Below are 19,836 nucleotides of genomic sequence, written 5' to 3' on the forward strand. Positions count from 1 at the left end.
CTCAAAAAAACATAGCTCCAAATAGTCTTCGACAAGCTCAGATTGACAAGTATTTTTTATAAACTTGAATGACTGTTAAAAATTACATGCCTCGGCCATGTTAAGTGTTAAGTTGTAGCTGCTCTGATCAATCTTTTGCGCTACGATATAACTTTGCCCACCATATACAATCTGGAAATCGTAAGTTTCGCCTAGTGCAAGCAGGTTAGTACTGATATTTCCTTTGTCCATATAACCTAGATATCGATATGGCTCTGTACCGCCCGTTTTTTTGAAAGACACATAAACACTTGGTCTGATTTCTATATCAGGCCTATTAGGGCAGGTACCTGTAAAATTTAATGATACATCTTGATAAACCGGCGGCGGCGGAACAACTATTGGCGGGGCAGTATTTCCAACTCTTGAAATTCCTATAGGAACTATCTGTTGCCTTTGCGCTGCAGTAAAACTGATATTCTTACGTTGCGTTGTGTAACCAGGAGCCGCAATTTCTACGGTAGTATTGATGGGTACTTCTGCTGTAGGTGCCAGATTTGGATGCAAGCCAATAGTTACCATCCCTTGCACAAGACTGATTTCCTTCTTACCTGATATTTCATAAATATTTGCTGCATTTTCTCCAACCACGGTAATTGTGGCATTTGCCGGAGCTGCATTTCCAGTTTGCGCATCTGTAACCTGTACCAATGCAGTATATTTGATAATATCAGTATCTACTACAATTTTGATATTTTCTGTAGGTTTCTTACAAGCAATAAAACCTAAAACCATCATAAATATACTTGACCTAATTGCTCTCATTGCCTTTAAAATTTATAGTTGAAGTTGAGCTGCAAAATTGGCAACCAACGATAGTTTTTAATATTAGATTGAAACTGCTCGGTTTGCGAAGAATTACCTGTTAAGATACCTGTTCCAATGATGTCCGCTTCGGGTTTATTGAGATAATAAGTGCCTAAATCCAGATTAATATTAAACTTCCTTTTAGGGAAAGTCTTTAAAAACCCTAATCCTAAATATGGTGCTAAACCTTTCCAATCTACATTTAGATCTACGTACCCAATTTGATCTTCCGTTAAGGTTAAATCTCCATATTTATAATCATCAGAAGGGATGATACGTACATTTCCATTTGCCTTAAGGAAGTAAGCAAAACCACCAACCAACCTAAACCAAGGCTGTTGTTTAAATGGCGTGTAATCTGCCAATAAATGGATATTGTAAAAATCGGCCGAAACATGAGAAGTAGAGTTAAAACCGGAAATTTTAAACACATCGTTAGCCTTAATTGGGATAGCGTTTACACCCAATCTAAGCGCTAATTTTTCATATACCCCATAGTTAACAGCCGCTCCAATACCTTGCGTACCTACGTTTAGCTGCACAGCTATTGGTCGTTTTAATGTATCGGCACCTTGCCCTTTAACCGCGAGAGCATTTAATAAAAAAGAAAATATAAAAACAGGAAGCAACTTCATCAATTCGCAATTTAAAATCAAAACCAGCGTAATTAAATGAGGTAGAAGTGATGGATAACTTAAGAACAGCTACACAAGAAAAATGTTTAAAAGAGGCTGTTTTTTAACCTAACTTTACGCAAATTAAATGATGATGAGGAAGTTAATTTTATTTCTGTTGCCAATATCTCTGCTATTTTTTAATGCCAATGCACAAGAAAAAAGCAACGTCAAGAAAATATCGCCACGAAAATTAGAAAGGAAACTAAAGAAAAATATTCAGCTGATAGACGTTCGTACTGAAAAAGAATTTGCCGAGCAGCATATCGAAAAAGCTGTTAACGTTAATATAGAGGATATCAATTTTGAAAAGGCTGTGCAGTCTTTAGATAAAGGCAAACCTGTTTACCTTTATTGCCGTAGTGGAAAAAGAAGCAGTAAAGCAGCGAAGAAACTAGATTCTTTAGGCTTCCAAAAAATATACGATTTAGAAGGCGGCATCAACTCTTGGAATAAGAAAAAAGGCAGAAAACCCTAAAAAATAAAAATGCCTCCCCTATGGTAGAGAAGGCATTTAGTCGTCATAACGGAACAATTTCAAAACATTTTTCACATGATTTGAAGAAATTAGCAGGAGCAGTATGAGTTTATTTTTACACAAAAACATCTCGGGGAGTAGATTTAACGTCTTTACTAGCGAAGTAAAATTACATAGAATATCTAACCCTAATGAAGTTCGAAAACTTTATTACTTAAGATTTAAAATAATGTATTGATACATCAAATTAAAACATATAAGTAATTAATCTTTATTATATCACGTCCTATTTATCCCCTAATAACTTTTCCAATGCGACTTTACTAATAGCCATATCTTCTTTACCTATAGAATACAAAGTGTAAAGCCATCCTTCATGAATAATAGAGCTTGAATAAGCATAGCCCGGATTACGTCCCTTTACACCACTAAACCTAAACTTTTTTGGCGAAGCTGTCCTTAGCGCATAAACACGATCAAAGGTATAACCATCTTTACTTATTGAAATAGTTATGGGATCACGATCCAAATAAAGTGCTTCATCAAAAATAGGTGCATTCTGGCTTCCTATCAATAAAATGGTTCCGTCAGTTAACCTTAATGCTTGCCCTCTAGTTGGAGAGTCTGGAATATCGGTGGGATAAGGTGTACCCCAGCCTTCTTTCCCCTTTTTAAAACTGACATACATCCTGTTATTATGTACTGGATTACTTGGTGTACCCCAATTCCTTAACATCAACACCAAACCATCATCTTTTGCTCTGTATGAAAACGTTTCAATCAACTGACTTCCATCTACTCCTTTTCTGTTTACACCTTCATTTTTATCTGCCCACCAACTCACTTGGTCATTTTGCACATACCAATTAGTTATTTTATCGCCAATTGGCTGTAAAGCATTGGCTTGTTGCATGTAGATAGGCAACTTTGCATTTTTTGGTAAATCCCTAACTAAAAAAGGTTCTCCCAAAATACCATTTTCGCTAACTGAGCGAGCTATTGGATATCTACCTGCACCATGGACATAAGTAACGGCATACAATATATCTTCTATAATTATCCATCTATCTGGTTTAAGGTGTATCCCCTCGTCTGATTTCGGCTTTACCGGACCAGGAGCAGCAAAAATTTCTGTGGGCTTGGCCCATTTCCCCCATTCATTTGAAACAGAAAACAACACTCTTTGTCCGGGGGCATCTTCTCCTAATGGATGATTACCCCACATCGCCAAAAATTTTCCTTTATAAAATATAAGACAAGCATAGTGATTATAAGCCCCTTCTTCTTTAGTTTCTGGTCCCCAAACCGCAGCGTGTTGTGCTCCTGTTAAGATTGGGAAACCAGCACCATCTCTTAAGTTCTGATTTGGTGTTCCTGCCTCCCACATAGGTATAACAGGAGTGCCTACCTTAGTACGCTTGGTTGTTTTAATGGTTTTGTGACCTATTTTCAATGTGGTGTCAGATAAAAGCTTATGATTAGCATTAGCTGCATTGGCAATAAAAACAAGTAATAAAAGAATTGTAAGATTGTGTTTTAGCATAAAAATTTGTTTTATTGCGGAATAAATTTGACCGTATAGTTATCTCCCTTAAAATCGATATTTAAAACGTACAAAGCAGTATTTAATGAGTTTAAAGATAATTTAAATTGATTGCTTGATACGCCTATCGCGATACTTTCCGTATGTAGCAATCTTCCGTTAACATCGTATATACTAATCTTAGCATTACCTTCGTTTGCCGATACAAAATTGACGTTTACTTTCCCTTGTTGTTTAGAAGCATAAACAGAAAGTTGCTTTAATAATAGCGCATTTTTTACATGTTCAATATCAGAAAGCCAATATTTCCCATCAACATCTACCTGTCTTAATTGATAATATGAAACACCTGTAAAAGGCTTTTGGTCTGTAAAAGTATAGCTTGAACCTTTTGTTTTACCATGTCCCGCAACTTTACCAATGCTTATAAAATTTTTATCGCTCGATCGTAAAACTTCATAGTGTGAATTATTGGCTTCTTCGGTGGTTTTCCAATTTAATTCTACCGTTCCAAATTTTGTTGTTCTTGCTTTAAAGCTTGTAAGTTTTACAGGAAGTACTGTTATAGTTTCTACAGTCCCTCCTATTATCAAACTTGCCTCATTCTGCCCTACGTCATATCTACCAATGGCTATCGTGCCCGTTTCCATAGCTGTACCCCAAACATACAAACGAAATACAACAGATGAACTGTGAGAAATCCCTTGCAATTCGGCAATATTAGCCAGATTAATCTGTGGCTGGCTTAACCCTATCAAAGGGATTTGTATGTCATTGTAGCTACCTATGTTGTAAAAATCAGTTCCATTTGTGCTGTATTTCCATTGATATTTCAATGCCCCGTAAGTACTTCTTCTCAATACAAATGAAAGTGAACTTAAAGAGGCCAAGTAACCTTCTTCTGGACTTACAGAAAATTCATAATAATCTCCATACTCAATGGCCTTTGACAATGTTTGCCTAGTATCCGACTGGTAGTTTCTTAATAAAGACCCCATACTTCGTGCAATAACATAAGGTTCTAATCCTGTGCCTCTAGTAATTGCGGATGGTTTCAAGTTTGGATGACTAGCATTTGCAGTATAAGCGGCTTCTGATCCACTAGCATTTAATAGGTTAAAAGCTAATATCGAAGTGTTGTCCATTTCTACATTGCCCGAAAGTATTAGTGGAATAGTTTTATACTCTACAGCACTCACCGTAATTGAACTTCTTCCAAAAGAAAAACTACCAGCCTCGCTAGTTGCCCCCCAACCATACAGCCTAAAGGTAACCGATGTACCATTAACGAGACCTTGCAGATCGGGAATATTGTCCAGCCCTGTTATTACTAGGTTACCCGTATCTAGCGTTTGCACAATAGTACCACCAAAGTTATGGGGTGCGACTTCATTTGCGGTAGGTATTTCGATGTAATTAACTCCATCTTTACTATATTTCCATATATAGCCAGAACAACCTAATGAACTTCTTCTAATATTGGCACGAAGCGTTGTTAAAGAAATTTTATATCCCGGATTGGGAGAAAACGTAAATTCATAAAAAGCATTATCGGCAACAGCCATTGCTTTGGTTACCGGAATGGATGAGGTTGGGCTTCCTGTACTTGAATACCATAACCTAGATGAAGAAGCAAAACCACGAGCTAAGCCTGCGGGTTTAAGTCCATCTCCCCGTTTTAATATTGAACCTGCAGCAGCCGGATTTAATGAGGTAGCAATATAAGTAGCTTCGTTACCTACACTTACATTAGATTCATGAAATTGCCAAGTTAACAAATTTGTTTTCCCATATAACGGATCTATCTCTGAAAGATGTACCTTGCTAATGGCCATATCTTCCTTACCAATAGAATATAGTGTATAAAGCCAATCTTCGTGAACAATAGAACTTGAATAACCATAGCCTAAATTTCTGCCACCAACACCCGAAAACCTAAATGATGTAGGAGCTGCCGTTCTATAGGCAAAAACTTGGTTAAAAGTAAAACCGTCTTTGCTTACAGATACGGTCATGGGGTCTCGATCCAGATATAGCGCATTATCGAAAGTTGGTGCTATTTGGTTGCCAATGAGCAAAATTGTTCCGTTACGTAATCTAATTGCTTGCGCCCTACTAGGTGCATCTGGAATATCTGTAGGATATGGACTAGTCCAGCTCCCACTACCAGATTTAAAGCTTGCGTACATACGGTTATTATGTACTGGATTGCTTGGCGTGCCCCAATTTCTCAACATTAGCACCAAACTGTTATCATTAGCTCGGTATGAGAAACTCTCTATCAATTGTGACCCGTCAATACCAGTACGTGGCACGCCTTCTGCCCCAGCTGCCCACCAGCTTATTTCATCGTTACTTGTGTACCAACTTCTAATTTGGCTCGCTACAGGCAGTAATATGTTGGGATCAGTCCCTGTCATATAAGAAGGCAATTCAGCGCCACTTGGGAGTGTAGTTACCAAGAAAGGAGCACCAATATTTCCATTTTCATCTACCGAACGAGCTATTGGGTATCTCCCAGCACCATGTACATAGGTAACCGCATAAAGTGTATTATCTATTACTACCCATCTATCTGGTTTTAAATGTATACCTTCTTCGTCTCTTGGTTTTATTGGGCCTGGTGCGGCAAAAAGTTCTTGCTGGCCAGACCAATTGCCCCAACTGTTCGACATAGAAAAAAGTACACGTTGACCTGGAGCATCTTCTCCCAAGGTATGGTTACCCCACATGGCAAAGAACTTGCCCTTAAAAAAAATAAGGCAAGCATAATGATTATAAGCTCCCTGATCTTTGTTAGCTGGCTGCCAAACCATGGTGTGCTGCGCTTGCGAAAGTACGGGAAACCCCGCTCCAGTACTCTGGTTAGCATTTGGCATAGGTGCATTCCACATAGGTACTACAGGTGTTCCATCTGCTGTGTACTTATTGGTATGTATATCTCGGTTGCCTACCCTAACAATGGTATCCGATTGGAAAAAATTCTCCGTAAATGGTACTGCTTTGGCATGGCTCACGCCAAGCAGCACCATTAAAACTACTATGAAACCCGATTTTAAACCCATAAAAGAATATTTATCAGCTTAATTACTGCATTACAAATTTTGTGGCTTTGCTTTCGCCTTTAAGCTGTAATTTAAGGATATAGATACCTGTGCTGGCTTCAACAGGAACTTCAAATTGATTTAGTTGACCCGTAGTTACAAGCATTGTTTTTTTAGCAATGATTTTTCCATTCATATCAATAACAGCTAATTGGGCTTCGCCTACTTTATCACTATAAAAACTACCATTAACGGCTTTTTTCCCTGCGGTGGTATAAGCTGTTAACTGATCAATAGTTTGCAAATTATTTATCGATACCGTTTTTGATAGCTCATGATCTCCATTATAATCTACCTGTTTCAATTGGTAGTATAAGGTACCAGCAGGAGCATTAGTATCGATATAAGTATAATTTATTGGTGTATTGGAATTTCCAGATCCTGTAACAGTACCTATCACCTTAAATTCTGAGCCTTGAGAGCGCAACACGTCAAAATGGGAATTATTTGTTTCAGATGCAGTAGCCCATTTCAACACTACCGATTTACCTTGGTTTTGAGCAGTAAAAGAGGTGAGTTTAACAGGTGTTACAGAAGAAACTGTACCCCCTATGGCCAAACTGTTGGCAACAATAGTAGTGGTTCCACCTACATTATCATACCTTCCTATGGAGATACTGCCCCCAGTACTACCCGTTGCTCCCCATACATATAAACGCAAAGTAACCGTTGCTCCGCTAGCAACATTTTGAAGCTGTGGAACATTGGCCAAGTTAACACTTGGTTGTGCGAAACCTAAAGTAGCCTCAAACTGTACTGTTCCTGCACCTCCCACTACATCATTAAACGAACTGCCATCTAAACTATACCTCCACTGATAATTTACAGCGCCGATAGAACTCCTTCTCAAAGTAACATCTAAAGATGATAATGAAACAATATTATTTGGCTTAGCCTTTACCGTAACCTGATAATAGTCGTCTTGGCTAATGGCTTCATTCAAGGTAGGTCTATTATTGGTGGTTTCGTTAAAATCTTTAAGATTTGAAGCTATACTATGACGTATACCACTTGAAGCAGGAATTAAACCAGCACCACGAGTTAAGGTAGAAAGCTCGATATTACTATGAACGGTAGTTGCATTAAATGTTTCCTGCAAACCAGTTTCATTTGCAAAATCAAACCCTAGAAGGGTCTTTTCCACCTCAGGACTTGCTGTTCCATGTATCGCCAAAGGGAAATACGTAGCATCGTTAGCTGTACCTCTACCAAAAGCCGATGTTCCTGCCAAGGCTGTAGCACCCCATACATAAAGCCTAAGCATCAGTTTATCATTACCACTTAGGTTTTGTAAAGCGGGGATAGACGATAAGTTTGTATACACAGGCGTACCAGTATCTAAAGTTTGGTCTGCTGTTAATGTACCGCCTGGGTTGTTTGGAGCTATTTCGTATGTTGACGGGGTTAACTCAGTAAATGCTCCTCCATTTAGGCTATATTTCCAAATGTATTTGTTATGCCCTGTTCCCGTACGTCTAATATTCACTCTAATTTCAGACAATGCTAATTTAAAGCCAACTCTAGGAGAAACTTCAACCTCAAAATAGCTATTTTTTGTTTCCGCATCACCTTGTGTTGTTGGGATTTCGCCTGCAGTTGGAATGGTTACTGTATTGGTAGCCGCTGCAAATGCCCTAGCCAATGTAGAGGATGCTGGAGCAAGTCCATTTCCTCTTTTTAATATCGATCCTGATAAAGCAGGATGAAGTGAAGTAGCTAAATGAGTTAATTCCTGACCAGTTGTATTTCTAGAATCAACGCTAAACTGCCAAGCCAACAACCGCTCTTGGCTATAAATATTGCCACTAAACAAGGCAATACACATTATTAGTAAAAGTCTTTTCATATCATTTTATTTAAGGTTGAATATTTAATTTTCATAGATGGTGAAATCGTCTACGCACAATCTGCCATTTTTAATACTTGGATTTTCTTCCATAGAACCTAAGCCAAGTTTTTGAATGCGAAAACGTACCTTTCCTTTAACATCGATATCAAAAGATGCCGTTTTTGCTTGCGCATTAGCATCACTAATATCTTCTCCTACCTGTTTCCATGATTTACCACCGTTTACCGAATACTCTAAACGGAAAGTGCTAGAGGCGTCATCTCTAAATGAGCCATAAAGAAAAGTAACTTTAGAAGCACCATTAGGCACATCAAAATTCATTTGTAAATAGCCCGGTATACTTTTATTCTGTGCAAAACGAACACCCTGTTTTCCATCTGGGTTAAACCTATCTTTACCTTTCAAGTTGGCTAAAATCACTTGGTCAAAAGCCCAAGTACCTGTTTTCAAAAGCACATTTTTCTTGGCATAACTAGATTTGGTTTCTTGATCTGGTTCTTCAAACGTTTCAGGAAAACCTTGATAAACATTCTTTTGTTGAGCAAAGCCAACTATTGTACAAAAACATAAGCTTATAATAAAAACTACCTTTCTCATTCTTCTTCTATTTTAAATTTCTAATTCAATTCTTCGATATCACTATCACTAATTATTTGCGTATACAGCGAAGTTGTCTACGTTGAGCCTTCCATTAAACACAGTGATATTATCTGTGGTGCCCAAACCTAGCTTATGTATCCTGAACCTTACATTACCTGATATATTTACCATATAGGTGATATACTTATAAGTACTGGAAGCATCTGTAATTACATTGCCAATGGAGGTCCATGAAGTACCACTATTGATAGAATACTGCAATTCAAAAGAGCTAGAAGCATCGGTAGAAAAACTGCCATAAGTAAAGGTTACCTTACTCGCTCCTTGTGTTAAGTTAAAGTTCATCTGCAAATAAGCAGAAGTGGTTAAGTTCTGATTAAAACGAACTGCTTGTAATGTTGGCGGTAGTTTTCTATCTGTTGATGAAGCCCCTAACATAGAATTAGCAAAATTCCAAACCCTTGAATTTAAAGTAACTGTAGCTGTGGCATAAGAGGTTTTAGTAGCCCCTTCAAATGATTCTGGAAAGCCTGCATACACTGCACCAGCTTCATTTAAAATATCATTTTCGGAACGAGGCCATAGTTTTATTTCCGTAGCACTTCCCGTATTAGCTACTATTGGAATACCTAAAAAAGTGGCACTTCCTTTGGTTAGCTTGTTGGCAAAAGAAGCTCCTTCTTCTGTGTGCAGTTTTATATTTCTTGTAGAACCATCAGAGATCTCTTTATCTCCTTTATAAGGCTGATTGACATCGGCAGCATTGATAAAATAAGCTGCATTTATTTTAACCAGTGTGCATTCATAATTATTTTTCAGACTATCCAACATATAAGCCGTTACCTCTACTGGATTTACCGTATTATTGGCCGATATTTTCTGCACTTTGTCTGCTGCTACACCCGTTACCTGTAAACTGCCATTAACACTCTTAAGGGTTGCGCCATCAATAGTTACCACCACAGAATCTCCATATTGATAGGTAGTTGAAGTTGAATTAGTAGCTATTCCAATTCCTCTTACCGCACCCTTCTTATAACCTTGTAAAATAAACGCTCCTGGTGCAATATTCCCATTCGAAGGTTCTGAGATTACTATTCCTCTAATCTGATAAGCCCCCTTCATGTTGGTTTTATTCAAGCCGACATCACTACCTTTAAAAAGCTTTTTCAAATCTGAAATTGCTATAATTGAGCTAGGATCTCCTTGATAGTATTCTCTTTTATCGCAGCCTAATAATACTACTGTAGTTAACAAGGCTAATAAATATATCTTCTTCATAATATTCTCTTATGATGATTAATTAGGTGTTTGCCACCAAACTTTTGTAAGCATATTATCTGCCCCTTGTTGGCCAATAGCTTGATCTAAATTTTGCTTATTTGTGGAGTATAGATAAACTGGATAAATTAAACGGGTTGGCATTTCTCCGTTATTTCTTAAGCCCGCCCCCTTAGGTAAAATTGGATATCCCGTGCGTCTATACTCGTACCATTGCTGAAAATCGGTGTAGTACAAGGCATAATATTTTTGTCCATGTATTCTTTCTAATTTCCCTGGAAGGCCTAAGGTTTCATCCCATACCACATCGGGCTTAGTAAGGTGTCCAGTTGGTAAAGTAAGTCCCCACAAAGTGATACCATTGGTGATGCCATTATCATAATAAGTCTTGGCATTACCATTAAAGTAGCCTCTTACAGCAGCCTCAGCTAACATAAACTGAACCTCCGCGTAGTTAATTACGTTTCCTAAAAGTGGTTCGTTCATTAATGCTGGTAAAGGTTTAGATTTTCGTTGCGGCACCACACCCGCTTCAAATCCTGAGGGCATACCCGCATATTGACCTAAATATAAATCTGCCCATTTGGTAATCCGTGGATCGCCCCAATCCATTAAATTCTTCACAAAAAACTCGGCATAGCCTGGCGATACCCAGTCCGCTGGTCTCCATATCGCAAAAGGCGATCTATAAGGGTCGGCACCTGTCCACTTTAATATTGCCGATTCTGCATTAGAAGCAATAAGCGGATAGGTTGAAACTTTTGTTTCTGCTATTTCCTTTATTTTAGCCGCTACTTCTGTAGGTTTCTTGGCAGATATTCTTAACAATAAACGTAGATAGATGGAGTTTCCAAATTTCCTCCAATTTAAAGCCACACCATTATACAACGGATCTGCCGAAACCTGATCAGCTGGTAAATTAGAACCTATAGTTAGTAGCGTATTTGCTTCTTCAAGTTTCCTTAGAAGATCTGTATAGATATCTTCTTGTTTATCAAATTTTGGAAGAAAAATGCCTTCCTTTGCTTTAGCTGCATCTGTATAAGGGCAGTTGCCATACATATCAGTGATTAAAGACATCACCCAAGCATCTAGAATTAAAGAAATTCCCATGTAGGTTTTTCCTTGTGTTTCACCTATGGCATCTCTTTTTTTGCCGGAAGAATAAATATCCCTGATATTGGTCAATTGTAGATACCAATTGTTCCACATACTTGTAGCCTCGGTTGGTCTAATATCATACCTATGTATACGTCCTTCGGTATCTCCCTGATCTACATGCACCTGCATCAACTCATTATTAACCCGCTGATTTCGGGTCATGTTGCGTGAAACCAAATCGGTAATGGCTGGAGCAAGTAGCGTTTGCGGTAATGCCAAGGTACTGCTATTAGGGTTTACCGCCAACTCCTTAAAATCCTTAGTGCATGATGGCAAGATAAATACAGCCAGCAAAAAGGCAATTTTTATATAATTTTTATAATTTCTCATGATGCTGATATCTTAAATGCCAATAGTAAAATTAAAGCCAAAAGTTCTTGTTGATGGGAATTGAGCTACCTCGAAGCCTCTATCAATAGTGCCGTTGTTAAGTGTTCCAAATTCTGGATCGTATGCAGGCCAACTAGACCAAATGAAAAGATCTCGACCATAAACACCAACGGTGAATTTTTGCGTCTTAAATTTCTTGTTGAGCTTTGCGTTAAATGTATAATCTAGCCTCGCCTCCCTAAATTTTATAAAGTTGGTGCTGTAGGTATTTCCTTCAGCGTTGGCTCTAGCTCCCATTGCGGTGTAATAGGTGACGATGTTTTCTGCTATCACATCGTTAGGTCTAAAAGTACCATCCGAATTTCTAATGACCCCTTTTCCAATAATTCCGTTATCACGGCCAGGCAACGAGCTTTTCAATTTACCAAACTCCATGTTTACGGCGTTGGTAGTAGAATAAGCTACTCCGCCATATTGTCCATCAAAAAGCATGTTAAGCTTAAACTGACGGAACCTAAACTCCTGCCCTATACTGGCCTTCCATTTTGGAGTAACGTTTCCCAGATAAACCATGTCTGTCGTTAATAATGGATAGCCATTCTCAAATATAATTTCTCCTTGTGGCGAACGTTGATAGCCTACACCATACAATGCGGCCATATTACCTCCAACCCTGGCTTCTACTACCGCCGAAGATGATGGGCCTGTTTGTAAGGTTAGAGAAGGTAAATCATTGGTCAAAGAAAGTACCTCATTAATATTTACCGAGTAGGTAGAGAATATCTTCCAATTTAAACCCTTAGGCTTTTTAAGCAGTTGATAATCTGCCTCAATTTCTAAGCCTTTGTTCATCACCTCTCCAGAATTTACAGTAGCTGTATTTACGCCTGTAGACCTATCAAGGCCAGCTGCCAATATTTGATTTTTTGTATTGCTCTTATATAAGGTAAAGCTTAACCCTGCTCTGTTCTTTAACAATTTTAAATCGGCTCCTACTTCTATACTGGTAGTATATAAGGGCTTTAGGTTAGGATTAGCCAAACTAGTTTGATTATAAAGCCCACCGGGAAACGAAACTGCAGGGGTATAACCTACAAAAGTTTGATACGGTATGTTTCTTCCGCTTCCCACGCCTGCAAACGAAGCTCTAACTTTTGCGTAAGAAATAACTTTTGGCAAATTCACCATATCCGAAACAATGCCACTTAAGTTTACCGAAGGATAAAAAAATGAGACATTATCGGTAGAGGTTGGTGTTGCTAAAACAGAATTCCAATCGTTACGCCCAGTTACATCTAAAAAGAGATAATTGTTATAGCTAAAGTTCGCAAAGCCATACAAACTATTGATTACGTACTGACTTCTATACGGCGTAACCCTTAATACATCTTTACTATTGGCTAGCGTAAATATTTGCGGGTAAATCAAGGCATTAGAAAAAATATCATCGCTTACGTAACTGTTTTGTAAATGGCTACCTCCTGCCGATACACTGGCTTGAAATTTATTGCTGATCTTTTTGTTATATCTAAATAGGAAATCGGAATTAGATTCTTGAGAGTAAATATTTTGGGTTCTGTACATTCCTTCTTTAAATTTTTCGGTATCAAATGGGCGTTGTTGAGACCTTTTATCCGTAGAAAAATCTAAAGAGGTTCTTACCATCAAACTGAAATCTTTCGTGAACTTGTAAGTAGCATTGATATTTCCAGTAATTCCATGTCTATTGCTTTTATTAAGCATTTCGTTGGCTATTACATAAGGATTGTCTGGGTTAGGACTAAATGGATATCGTTGTAAGATGCCTTCTTGCCCTGGCACCCAGTAATCTTTTAACCAATCTAAACTTCCATTAGGTACCCAAAAAATGGTCCAGTACATAATGGTTTGGTTGTTGTAACCGGTAGACGGCAAATTATCGCTCCATTTATTGGTGTAGTTTATTTTACTAGAGATACTTAGCTTCTCATTAACCACATGGCTTGCCGATAACGAAACAGTATTTCTTTTGTAGCCGGTATTAGGTATAATCCAATCGTTATCTACGTTTGTTAACGAAAATCTTATTTTGGTGTCCTTATTTCCACCATCAAGGGTGATAGAATTGGTGAAAGTTTTGCCTACTTCAAAGAAATCTTTCACCGCATTTGGATAAGCAATCCAAGGTGTTCTTTCTGCTCCTCTTCCATTGGTAGCAGGATCGTACTGATAATACGATTGCCCTTCAAATTTAGGTCCCCAGGCGGCACTTGTACTTCTGGTGGTTGCCCCGTCAACGGTAGTTCCCCACGAATAGTAAGTATCAGTAGTTCCCTGTCCGTATTCGTATTGCCAATCTGGCCATCTGGAAATTTGCTCTATAGAAGAATTCGAATTTAAGGTTACTCCTATTACTCCTTTTTTAGATTGCCCAGATTTTGTAGTGATAATGATGGCACCATTTGCACCTCGTTGACCGTATAAAGCGGCTGCTCCGGGACCTTTTAATACGTTTACACTTTCTATATCTTCTGGGTTAATGTCATTTAATCCGCTACCAAAATCTGCAGGCGAATCTGCATTGGCATAAGCGTTATCACCGGTTCCCACCATCCTTCCACTGCCGTGATTAATTACCACGCCATCTACCACAATTAATGCATCATTTGCTCCAGTAAGATTGCTTTCTCCTCTTAAAATAATGGAATTTGAACCTGTTGGACCACCACCAGAACGCACCAAGTTCAAACCTGCCACCTTACCTGATAGGGCGTCTGTCCAGTTGTTAGAAATGGCATCCGTCAACTCTTCTGCTTTAACCACCCTATTGGCATAGCCTAAACTTTTTTCCTCACGGGTGATACCTAAGGCCGTTACTACAACCCTTTCTTCGAGTATAATGGCATCTACCTGTAACGCAAAGTTTTTCGTTGTAATTTTACCTGCCTCTGCTTTTACATTTGTTTCTGTAATGGTTTTATACGATAGATAAGAAACTACCAAAGTGTAGGTACCTTCGGGCAACACAGCATTATATTCGCCAGCATTGTTAGAAGCGATATTTCTATTACCGGGTGTTATTTTTATACTGGCGCCAGGTATAGGTTGCCCCTCATTATCGATAACTTTCCCTTTAATGGTTCCGGTTTTTTGAGCATGCGAAGAAAATGCTGAAACCGTTACCAGACAGAAGAATATCATCATCTTTAAAAACAAGCTCCTAAAAGGGAATAAATATTTTAAGTTTTTTTGATGCATAATTTGTTGGTTTATAAAATACTGGGCTAAAAACAACCCCTATCATCTATACAGATAATGTTTTAAGAGCGATAAGAACAAAATGAGTTATTTAAGTTTAATTGCTTGCCTAGCTAAGAGGATAATTTCGTTTGATTTATTTTTCTTCCAGATACTAAGCACAGCGAGGTTAAATTCATCTGGTGGAGCACCCTTATTGTGAGTTTTGCAATTCCATATATTTCTTACCACAAATACTTCGTCTTCTTCCAAAACCTCTTGTGATGTAAAAGTTAATGCGGTAAATTTCGATGTTCCATTGCTAAATGCTTCAATGAACTGTTTCTTGTTTTCGACCAAACCATTGGAATGACCATAGCTTAGCTTATCTGAAGTAAGATTTTCGAGTGTTTTTAGATCTGCATTTACCAACGCTGTTCTAAAACGTTCCAATGTTGAATTAAGCTGTGCATTTTGGCAAAAGCCGCTCGTTTTGAATGTTAAAAATAGTAATGTCAATAATACAGCTTTACACAAGATTGGTCTTGTGCAACTTATCAGAAACCTTTTGATGCCAAAAAAGCTTAACATTTTCATAAGAAATACATTTGGTTAGCGACAAATACCTTTTTCAATTTATGAAGTGGCTTTGTCTATATCAAATTTCCCACTAATCGGCGTTCACCAAATCCATGCAATTATCCTTTTCTTCTAAAAAATTAGCATGAAATATCCATCGCTCATTTATATAATTATTGTTTTTTATCCAACCCTCTAGGCTGGGCTATCACTATCCTATCTTTAATATCAATAACCTTTTGATTAACGATATCTTTTTCCGTGAATTTTACCATCAAGATTTGACCATCTGTATCTCTATTTCTGTCATAAGAAATGAAGATATTTCCTTTCGGATCTTCAAAACCATCAGGGTAAGAAATACCTCTACGCTCATCTATGGATAGCTTACCGTACCAAGTTTTTCCTTCGTCATCAGAAAGATAGGCATACATTTTTGAGCGTGTGCGTGTTTTTTCATTAAGCTCCCCATGCTTAATCAATAATAACTTGCCTGATTTTAATCTTTTGATGACATGTCGAGAACCGATATGTGGCATATAAAACTCGGGTTTACTCCATGTTTTGCCCTTATCAGAAGAAAAGCTTTGGTGCATCCCAATAGCTGTTCTAGCGGTCATCCACAGCCTACCATCGGTAAGTTCTGTAATGTGATGCTCGTCAAACTGTGGGCTTGGAAAAGTCACCTTGCCCTGTCTTATCCATGTTTTACCGCTATCAACAGAAGTAAATAAGTGTGCCCCCCTCAGGCTATCCAATTCTTGATAAGAAGTTTTAAAAAGATCAGACTTTATTTTTTTCCTGTCCCATAACGATACTGGTAAAGCCCAGGTACCATCTTTAAGTATTGCAGGCTTATTTAAAGTTGCTCCATGCCAAATTCTTTGAGGTGCAGACCAAGTTGGGTTATCCGCATCTGGGTTTTCACATATGGTATACCAGTTGCCTGCCCTACCGTCGAAATAGGTTAAAGCCTGATCAAAAAACAACCAAAGCCTATTTAGAGGATCAAGCCAAAGTGTACCTACTAGCGCCCTTCTCTTTTCAGGCAATTTGGTATCGTGTGGGTCTATCACCATCCGTGGGCTAGACCATATTTTACCTTGATTATCGCTAGTAGCCAATACAAAAAAAGCATCTTCATTATCTCCCCCTGCTACCCATGCACCCCAAATACGACCTTTAGCGGTACGCTCTATACCGATAGTCATGCTATAATCTAAACTGTCCAAACTATACTTAGGTAAAGGATTTGAATTAATTATTGGTGTTTCTGAAGCATAATCAGTAGTATACTGCGCTGAAGAAGTAGCGGCGTAAAAAAAAATTACCGCCATTAGTAGCAGTTTTGATATCGCACTGCTTTTTAAGATAGGGTTCATACTTATTGGTTAGATAAAACTTATCTCAAAACTCTCTTAAATTTCGCTTTTTATAGTGCACAAAATTATCATATATATGCATGAAATTATCATCAAAAAACAAACAAAAAACAAATAAACATCTGAAAAACAACAAAATAAAAACAAAATCTAAATCATACGCACTTTACTTTATTGTATAATTAATATTAATGGTCTAAATTAGAGCTAACCAAAACAATTTACGTATGAAGCCAAAATTTCATTTGGTGCCGGGCAATATGCAGGCCTCTTACCTTTCCAGACAACATGTACTGCCCAATTTCGGGACTGTTTGGCATTACCACCCAGAACTGGAGTTCCATTATATCATTAGGGGTGAAGGTGTGCGTTTTGTCGGAGACAACATCAGTAGCTTCGAAGCAGGTGAAATGTTACTACTAGGCGAAAACATACCTCATATGTGGCGATGTAATGAGGAATATTTCCAGAACAATCCCAACATAACCGCCGAGGCCATCGTCATTCACTTTCTTCCAGAATTTTTAGGCAAAGACTTTTTAAACAAACCAGAAGCAGAACAAATATTGGTGCTTTTTGAAAGAGCAAAAAAAGGTTTGGTAATTACTGGTGCCACAAAAAAGAAACTATTGGCACACATGAAAAACACGGTTAAAACTACCGGGATGAAACGTATCCTTTCCATCCTTTCGATGTTGACAATTTTAAGTGAAAGTGAAGAGGTTACGTCAATATGTACCGGTCCATTAAAGATAAGTATAAATAAAAACGATACAGACAGATTAACTAGAGTTTACGACTATGTAGTTGCCAACTATCAAAAAGAGATTACGCTTGAAGAAATATCGGAAATTGCCAACCTGAGTGTAACCTCGTTTTGTAGGTACTTTAAAATGATGACCAAGAAAACATTTCATGAGTTTTTGATACATACTAGAATTAATCAGGCTAAAAAAATGTTGATAGAGGATAAACTATCTACCACCGATTTAGTTTGTTACGAATGTGGTTTCAATCATTTATCTAACTTTTACCGTCACTTTAGAAACATTACCGGACTTACGCCAGCAGAGTACAAACGAAAGTATCTGTATGAAAATGTCTTTATTTAACTGTTATTGATAAGCTAATATGCCCTTATCATCAATAGTTCCTTCGTAACCTGGCCCACCTGCGCCAACATATCCTAAGCTGGCTCCATTTTCATTTGGGCTAACCCAAAATGAGTACAGTTTTCCGTTAGTTAAATAAAACCTGAATTTCACCTGCTTATTTTTTAAAGAAGCAAGCTTTCCACCATTTTTCCATGTAATTTGATGTATAGTTTTATCAGTTTTTACACCAACACAATCTTTTTTAGAGAACCCTGCAAGCACTTTACCAGTTTCATCAAGTACTTCTACTTTTAGTTCGCCTTGTTTGCTATCAACGTTTACAAATAAATATTCGCCGTCAAAACTAACTTTCCTTGTAGTTAATGTACCTTCTTTTTTTGAAGCATTCATAGAAGCAAAACCATCGCGTCTTAGTGTGGCCAGGCCAATGCTTGCTCCGGTGTACATTCCTTTGTGCCCATCTGGGGCGATGCCCGAAAATCCGGTGTAAGGAAACCATAATTTATCGCCTTTGACCAAAACTATTCCAGTAGTGCCGTGTACATAACCCCTATCCCAAGTACCTTCTTTTCTAGAAGCGGCAATAAAAGTAGAGCGGTCTGGTCTATCCCAATGAAATCCATCCCTACTAAAGCCCATTTTTATTTCTGTAACTTTAGGATATTTTCCCTCTTCCGCTACTTTGTTATGAGGTCCCAAATGGATATAGAATTGGCCTAACATCAGACTTTCGTAGGCTACAGCATTTAAGCTATATAATTGTGTAGAGTCTTTAATTTCTGGATCTGGCTGGTCAAGCTTATCTGCATTTACCCAAAACACCCTATTCTTCCATTCTGCTCCACGCATAAAATCTTTACTTTCTGCATAAGCTCTTGCCCTACCCCTATCGGTATTTTGTTTGATACTGTAAACCCAAACCGACCTAAAAGGATTATAAAAAATAGAAGTATAATCTGCGGCTCGCCCTGTAGTAATTCCCTGCGACCAAAGCCTGCCATCGGCAGAAAAATGAATGGTATGTGTTGGGCCATCTGTTTTCTTATCGAAATATTGTTGCCAGGCACCATCTACTCCTCTCTCAATAATTGCCTTGTATCGCTGCGAAGTGTCTTTCGTATCAAGGTCTAACCATATCGAATTATCGCCCCCCGCCATCATTGCGCCCGATGGCAACACAACATTGCCTTTGTTAATCCCCAAGTTTGGGCGCTCCCAATTCATCAAATCTTTACTTAATGCCAAGCTTAATCCGCCACGCCAGCCCCCCGTGTAAAACATTTCGAACATACTTTTTTGAGGATTATAAAATACGCCGCCATGTCCCAAATAAGTAACCGCTGCATTTTCATCTTTAACTGCAAACTCTTCTGCTGTTGTAGGCCTAAAAACCGGGTTGCCTTCGTACTTTTCTGCTTGGTGAAACTCACGAATAAGATTAGTCTGTGCTATCAAAAAGTCATCCACAAATAATTGTCTGCCCTTGTTTATAGGAATTACCTCGGGAATATGCTTTAGGTAAGGCACCTCCATTGGCGTACTTGATTTGACACTTTGAGTTTTTGGCGGCCATACTTTTGAGATCACAATGCCATTATATAAAGTATCCTTAATATTTTGTGCTAATACACATCCACAAAAAACATTAAGCAAAGCAAAAGCAAGTATACGTTTCATC

General features: G+C 38.1%; 14 protein-coding genes. 2 read left to right on the forward strand and 12 right to left on the reverse strand.

Going from position 1 to position 19,836, the window contains the following annotated elements; all coding sequences use genetic code 11:
• Nucleotides 1-75 precede the first annotated feature (75 nt).
• Together REI64_RS14685 and REI64_RS14690 are read right to left on the reverse strand one after the other, a co-directional pair.
• The gene (locus tag REI64_RS14685; protein ID WP_308850892.1) at nucleotides 76-804 is read right to left on the reverse strand and encodes a hypothetical protein; all 729 of its coding nucleotides are present in this window, start codon (nucleotides 802-804) and stop codon (nucleotides 76-78) included.
• Between the two features lie 5 nt (nucleotides 805-809).
• Entirely contained in the window at nucleotides 810-1,481 is a 672-nt protein-coding gene (locus tag REI64_RS14690) for a hypothetical protein (RefSeq protein ID WP_308850893.1), read from the reverse strand.
• A 133-nt stretch (nucleotides 1,482-1,614) separates the two neighbouring features.
• Here REI64_RS14690 and REI64_RS14695 point away from each other — a divergent pair, with 133 nt between their 5' ends.
• Nucleotides 1,615-1,998 (forward strand): rhodanese-like domain-containing protein, encoded by a 384-nt coding sequence (locus REI64_RS14695; protein ID WP_308850894.1) that lies wholly within the window; start codon nucleotides 1,615-1,617, stop codon nucleotides 1,996-1,998.
• Between the two features lie 286 nt (nucleotides 1,999-2,284).
• On the opposite strand, the gene REI64_RS14700 is transcribed toward REI64_RS14695, so the two are convergent.
• The 9 genes from REI64_RS14700 to REI64_RS14740 all read right to left on the reverse strand — a co-directional run bounded on the left by REI64_RS14700 (nucleotide 2,285) and on the right by REI64_RS14740 (nucleotide 17,043).
• Nucleotides 2,285-3,541, reverse strand: a complete 1,257-nt coding sequence (locus tag REI64_RS14700) for an exo-alpha-sialidase (RefSeq protein ID WP_308850895.1) — start codon at nucleotides 3,539-3,541, stop codon at nucleotides 2,285-2,287.
• A gap of 11 nt (nucleotides 3,542-3,552) precedes the next feature.
• Nucleotides 3,553-6,606, reverse strand: coding sequence for an exo-alpha-sialidase (locus REI64_RS14705; protein ID WP_308850896.1), 3,054 nt, complete (start codon nucleotides 6,604-6,606; stop codon nucleotides 3,553-3,555).
• Nucleotides 6,607-6,628: 22 nt separating this feature from the next.
• Nucleotides 6,629-8,491, reverse strand: coding sequence for a T9SS type A sorting domain-containing protein (locus REI64_RS14710; protein WP_308850897.1), 1,863 nt, complete (start codon nucleotides 8,489-8,491; stop codon nucleotides 6,629-6,631).
• Between the two features lie 24 nt (nucleotides 8,492-8,515).
• On the reverse strand, nucleotides 8,516-9,091 hold the full coding sequence (locus REI64_RS14715; protein WP_308850898.1) for a hypothetical protein: 576 nt from the start codon (nucleotides 9,089-9,091) through the stop codon (nucleotides 8,516-8,518).
• Nucleotides 9,092-9,139: 48 nt separating this feature from the next.
• Nucleotides 9,140-10,375 (reverse strand): DUF5689 domain-containing protein, encoded by a 1,236-nt coding sequence (locus tag REI64_RS14720; RefSeq protein ID WP_308850899.1) that lies wholly within the window; start codon nucleotides 10,373-10,375, stop codon nucleotides 9,140-9,142.
• Between the two features lie 18 nt (nucleotides 10,376-10,393).
• The gene (locus REI64_RS14725; protein WP_308850900.1) at nucleotides 10,394-11,866 is read right to left on the reverse strand and encodes a SusD/RagB family nutrient-binding outer membrane lipoprotein; all 1,473 of its coding nucleotides are present in this window, start codon (nucleotides 11,864-11,866) and stop codon (nucleotides 10,394-10,396) included.
• A gap of 12 nt (nucleotides 11,867-11,878) precedes the next feature.
• Nucleotides 11,879-15,049, reverse strand: a complete 3,171-nt coding sequence (locus REI64_RS14730) for a SusC/RagA family TonB-linked outer membrane protein (protein WP_308850901.1) — start codon at nucleotides 15,047-15,049, stop codon at nucleotides 11,879-11,881.
• A 141-nt stretch (nucleotides 15,050-15,190) separates the two neighbouring features.
• The gene (locus REI64_RS14735) at nucleotides 15,191-15,535 is read right to left on the reverse strand and encodes a nuclear transport factor 2 family protein (protein ID WP_308850902.1); all 345 of its coding nucleotides are present in this window, start codon (nucleotides 15,533-15,535) and stop codon (nucleotides 15,191-15,193) included.
• A 299-nt stretch (nucleotides 15,536-15,834) separates the two neighbouring features.
• Complete coding sequence (locus tag REI64_RS14740) at nucleotides 15,835-17,043, reverse strand: sialidase family protein (RefSeq protein ID WP_308850903.1); 1,209 nt, start codon at nucleotides 17,041-17,043, stop codon at nucleotides 15,835-15,837.
• Between the two features lie 227 nt (nucleotides 17,044-17,270).
• On the opposite strand from REI64_RS14740, the gene REI64_RS14745 reads away from it, so the two are divergent.
• Nucleotides 17,271-18,155 (forward strand): AraC family transcriptional regulator, encoded by an 885-nt coding sequence (locus tag REI64_RS14745; RefSeq protein ID WP_308850904.1) that lies wholly within the window; start codon nucleotides 17,271-17,273, stop codon nucleotides 18,153-18,155.
• 3 nt (nucleotides 18,156-18,158) lie between these two features.
• Here REI64_RS14745 and REI64_RS14750 read toward each other — a convergent pair whose 3' ends face one another.
• Nucleotides 18,159-19,835 (reverse strand): hypothetical protein, encoded by a 1,677-nt coding sequence (locus REI64_RS14750; RefSeq protein ID WP_308850905.1) that lies wholly within the window; start codon nucleotides 19,833-19,835, stop codon nucleotides 18,159-18,161.
• Nucleotide 19,836: the final 1 nt, after the last annotated feature.

It is taken from the genome of Pedobacter sp. (assembly GCF_031119335.1).
Taxonomy (GTDB): Bacteria; Bacteroidota; Bacteroidia; order Sphingobacteriales; family Sphingobacteriaceae; genus Pedobacter.